Origin of the sequence: Phenylobacterium sp. (assembly GCF_031425575.1) — a bacterium.
Classification (GTDB): Bacteria; Pseudomonadota; Alphaproteobacteria; order Caulobacterales; family Caulobacteraceae; genus Phenylobacterium.
Genome location: NZ_JANPJP010000226.1, coordinates 1 through 3,571, shown reverse-complemented (window position 1 = coordinate 3,571; position 3,571 = coordinate 1). Strand labels below are relative to the sequence as shown.

5 protein-coding genes, 1 tRNA gene and 1 pseudogene are annotated in these 3,571 nt (G+C 66.3%); 6 read left to right on the top strand and 1 reads right to left on the bottom strand.

The genetic code is table 11. The features are described 5' to 3' along the window. Window positions 1–214: 214 nt before the first annotated feature. On the top strand, window positions 215–1,402 hold the full coding sequence (locus RMO97_RS12705) for a GNAT family N-acetyltransferase (protein WP_310541429.1): 1,188 nt from the start codon (window positions 215–217) through the stop codon (window positions 1,400–1,402). 34 nt (window positions 1,403–1,436) lie between these two features. On the opposite strand, the gene RMO97_RS12700 is transcribed toward RMO97_RS12705, so the two are convergent. Next, window positions 1,437–1,610 carry a hypothetical protein gene (locus tag RMO97_RS12700; RefSeq protein ID WP_310541428.1) on the bottom strand — a complete coding sequence of 58 codons (174 nt, stop codon included), beginning with the start codon at window positions 1,608–1,610 and terminating at the stop codon, window positions 1,437–1,439. A 186-nt stretch (window positions 1,611–1,796) separates the two neighbouring features. Here RMO97_RS12700 and RMO97_RS12695 point away from each other — a divergent pair. From RMO97_RS12695 to RMO97_RS12675, 5 genes and pseudogenes are all read left to right on the top strand, one after another. Further along, window positions 1,797–1,872 (top strand) — tRNA-Trp (locus RMO97_RS12695). Window positions 1,873–1,941: 69 nt separating this feature from the next. Then, the gene (secE, locus tag RMO97_RS12690) at window positions 1,942–2,247 is read left to right on the top strand and encodes a preprotein translocase subunit SecE (protein WP_304775601.1); all 306 of its coding nucleotides are present in this window, start codon (window positions 1,942–1,944) and stop codon (window positions 2,245–2,247) included. A gap of 5 nt (window positions 2,248–2,252) precedes the next feature. Then, window positions 2,253–2,825 carry a transcription termination/antitermination protein NusG gene (nusG, locus tag RMO97_RS12685; RefSeq protein WP_304775598.1) on the top strand — a complete coding sequence of 191 codons (573 nt, stop codon included), beginning with the start codon at window positions 2,253–2,255 and terminating at the stop codon, window positions 2,823–2,825. A gap of 111 nt (window positions 2,826–2,936) precedes the next feature. Continuing rightward, window positions 2,937–3,368, top strand: coding sequence for a 50S ribosomal protein L11 (gene rplK, locus RMO97_RS12680; protein ID WP_304775596.1), 432 nt, complete (start codon window positions 2,937–2,939; stop codon window positions 3,366–3,368). A gap of 3 nt (window positions 3,369–3,371) precedes the next feature. Beyond that, window positions 3,372–3,571: pseudogene (locus RMO97_RS12675) on the top strand (50S ribosomal protein L1); the annotation flags it as partial.

The window sequence follows — 3,571 nt, the reverse complement described above, 5'->3', positions numbered from 1 at the left end:
CCGTCGGCGCCGGCGTCGTGGCCAAGATCGTCGAGTAGTCCTTAGAGACTGTCATCCCGGCCAACGGAGGGCGTAAGCCCGAAGGCTGAGCCGGGACAAGACCAGGGCCGTCCGGGGAAACCCGGGCGGCCCTTTTCTTTGCGCGGTTGTGGAAAACAGGTTCTTTACCGGTCACGCCTAACGTCCGCGCCGAATGGTGAGGATGAGTAGGGCGATGGCGCGGGACCTGAGCGTGCAGACCTGCCGGCCGGCGGACTTGAGCGTGCCGGCGCGCGACCTGTGGTCGCGGTTCCGCGCGGCCGATCCCGCCTTCCGCAGTCCATATTTCGATTTCCGCTACGTCCTGGCGGCCGGCGAGGCCGCACCGGAATCCCAGGTGGCGGTGATCCGACGCCGTGGCGAGATCGTGGGCTTTCTTCCCTTTCAGCGCCGTGGCCGGCTGATCCAGCCGATCGCCGCGCCCCTCACCGACTATCACGGCCTGCTGTCGGCTCCGGGCGCCGCGGTGGACCTGGCCGCTGTCGTCGGGCTGCTGGGAGCCCGCAGGTTCCGGTTCAGCGGCCTGGTGGGCAACGGCGGCGGCTCGCGACTCTCGTCACGCCCCGCCATGGTCGCCGATCTCTCTGACGGCTTCGAGGCCTATACCGCGCGCCGCCCGGCCGAGTTCTTCAAGGACAAGCGACGCCGGGGGCGGCGTCTGGCCGAGACCCTGGGCCCGCTCGACTTCACCTTCGACGCCGATGGGGACGGGGTCCTGGACCTGATCTTCCGCCTAAAGCGCGCTCAGATGCGGCGCACGGGGCAACACGACATCTTCGCCAGTCCCTGGACCACACCCTTCCTGCGCCGGCTCTCGACCCTGGCCTACGACGACTTCGGCCTGCGCTTCGCCACCCTGCGGGCCGGCTCCCGGATCGTGGCGGCCGAGGTGGGTTTGAGGTCAGGCAGCGCCTACCACCTCTGGTTCCCGGTCTATGATCCCGAATTCGCCCGCTATTCCCCCGGCGCCCTGATGACCCTGGAGACCCTGAGGGCGGCCCCTGACCAGGGCATCGCCACCGTCGATTTCGGACCCGCCGGAGAGGACTACAAGCGCGACTTCGCCGAGCCCGGCCAGTCGGTCTTCGAGGGGGACGTCACGGCCGGCGGATGGGTGGAGACCGCGCGCGCGGCCGCCAACCTCGCCCTGGCGCATGCGCCCGTCCTTCGCGAAAGCGTGAGCCGCGCCAGCCGGCGGCTGGACCGACGCTGGGACCGGATCACCGCCTGCGAACCGCGGCTGGACGGACGCGCCATCGCCGCGTCCCAGACGCTGGGCGACCTGGGCCGGCGTCATCCCAGGACCTCGATCGGCCTCGGGGTAGGGCTAGGTCTTGGCCTGATTGGGCTGGTGGCGGACTAGGTCGCCATCCGGCAAGCTCAACTGTCCCGCAGACCTAGCTGGGGATCGGCGCGCCAGATTCGGGTTCGCCGGTGGACGGATTGGTCAGGGTCTTGTCGTTGCGGCTGGAATCCTTGGCGCCGGAGGGCTCGGTGGCGGGCCGGGGCGGGGAGGTGGGCTTCATGTCCTCGTCGCGGTTCCTGGCGGCGTTGGGGTCGACGTCTGGCATGGGATTTCCTGAGAGTGGCTGCCTCGACGAAACGCGGGCCTGCCCTGCTTCGATCCACGCCTGCGACTATTGCTTGGGAAGACGGCCACTGCTAAACGACCCGGCTCTAGCGATGAGCACGCGCCGGGAGCCTTTCCGGCGCGCTATTCATTGTCCGGAGGCTGCCCTTGCCAGGGGGTGGTTCGTAGGAGTGTAGCTCAGCTGGTAGAGCATCGGTCTCCAAAACCGAGGGTCGTGGGTTCGAGTCCCTCCGCTCCTGCCAACCTATATGTGTATGCCCAAGGGCGCGGAGGTCCGCCGCCCATATGATTAGAGAGTGTCGAGCGCCTAGATGGCCAGGAAACCGGGTTCCACGCCGCAAGCGATGAAGAACCGCGCCGCCAAGACGGCGGCGGCGATCGCGCCTGCCTCGGCCCTGGCGCAGGCCGCGCCGAAGAAGAAGACCAGCCCTGGCCAATTCTTCCGGGAAGTCCGCGCCGAGGGGCGCAAGATCACCTGGACCACCCGCAAGGAGACCTGGATCACCTCGGTGATGGTCGGGATCATGGTGGTGCTCGCCGCGATCTTCTTCTCTCTGGTGGACGGGGCCCTGACCCTCGCCATGGCCTTCCTCCTCAAGCTCGCGAACGCGGGATAGTCGAAATGAACGCTGAAACCCCCGAAGTCGCCGTCGCCGCCAATCCCCACCATAAGTGGTACATTGTGCACGCCTATTCGAATTTCGAAGGCAAGGTGAAGGACTCGATTCTTGAACAGGCCAAGTCCCAGGGCCTGGCGGAGAATTTCTCCGAAGTCCTGGTCCCCACCGAAGCCGCCACCGAAATCCGCCGCGGCCGTAAGATCGACGTCCAGCGCAAGTTCTTCCCGGGCTACGTCCTGGTGAAGATGGAGCTGACCGACGAAGCCTACCACCTGATCAAGAACACCCCGAAGGTCACCGGATTCCTGGGCAGCCAGAACAAGCCGATGCCCGTCTCGGAAAAGGAAGTCGCCCGGATCATCGGCGCCATCGAAGAAGGCGTCGAGCGGCCCAAACCCACGATCCAGTTCGAAATCGGGGAACAGGTCCGCGTCACCGACGGCCCGTTCGCCAGCTTCAACGGCTCGGTCGAGCAGGTTGACGAGGAACGCTCTCGCCTGCGCGTGACGGTGTCCATCTTCGGACGGGCCACGCCGGTCGAGCTCGAGTACAGCCAGGTCGAAAAGACGACCTGACTGGCGCCGTCGCTCTCCGCATTCGCGGGGAGGGGCTTTTAAAACCGTGGGAGGCCCAGCCAGGGCCGAACCACGGCTCAACAGACCGGACGTCCGGTCAAAGAGGAGAACATGGCCAAGAAAATTCTGGGCTATATCAAGCTGCAGGTGCCCGCGGGCTCCGCAACGCCTTCGCCGCCCATCGGGCCGGCGCTGGGTCAGCGCGGCGTCAACATCATGGGCTTCTGCAAGGAGTTCAACGCCCGCACCGAGAAGGAAGTCAAAGGCACGCCCCTGCCGACGGTGATCACCGTCTATCAGGACAAGTCCTTCACCTTCATCACCAAGACTCCGCCCGCGACCCACTTCATCAAGGAAGCGCTCGGCCTGAAGTCCGGCTCCAAGGCGCCTGGCCGTGACACGGCCGGCTCGATCAGCCGCGCCCAGCTTCGCGACATCGCCGAGAAGAAGATGAAGGACCTCAACGCCAATGACGTTGAGTCCGCCGCCAAGATCATCGAGGGCTCCGCCCGCTCGATGGGTCTTTCGATCGTGGAGGCCTAAGACATGGCTAAGCAAGCCAAGCGCATTCAGGCCTGGACCGGCGACCGTCTCGCCAACCACGCCGTCACCGACGCCGTCAAACTGGTGAAGGCCAACGCCACCGCCAAGTTCGACGAAAGCATCGAGATCGCCGTCAACTTGGGCGTCGACCCGCGCCACGCCGACCAACAGGTCCGCGGCGTGGTCAACCTGCCCTCCGGCAC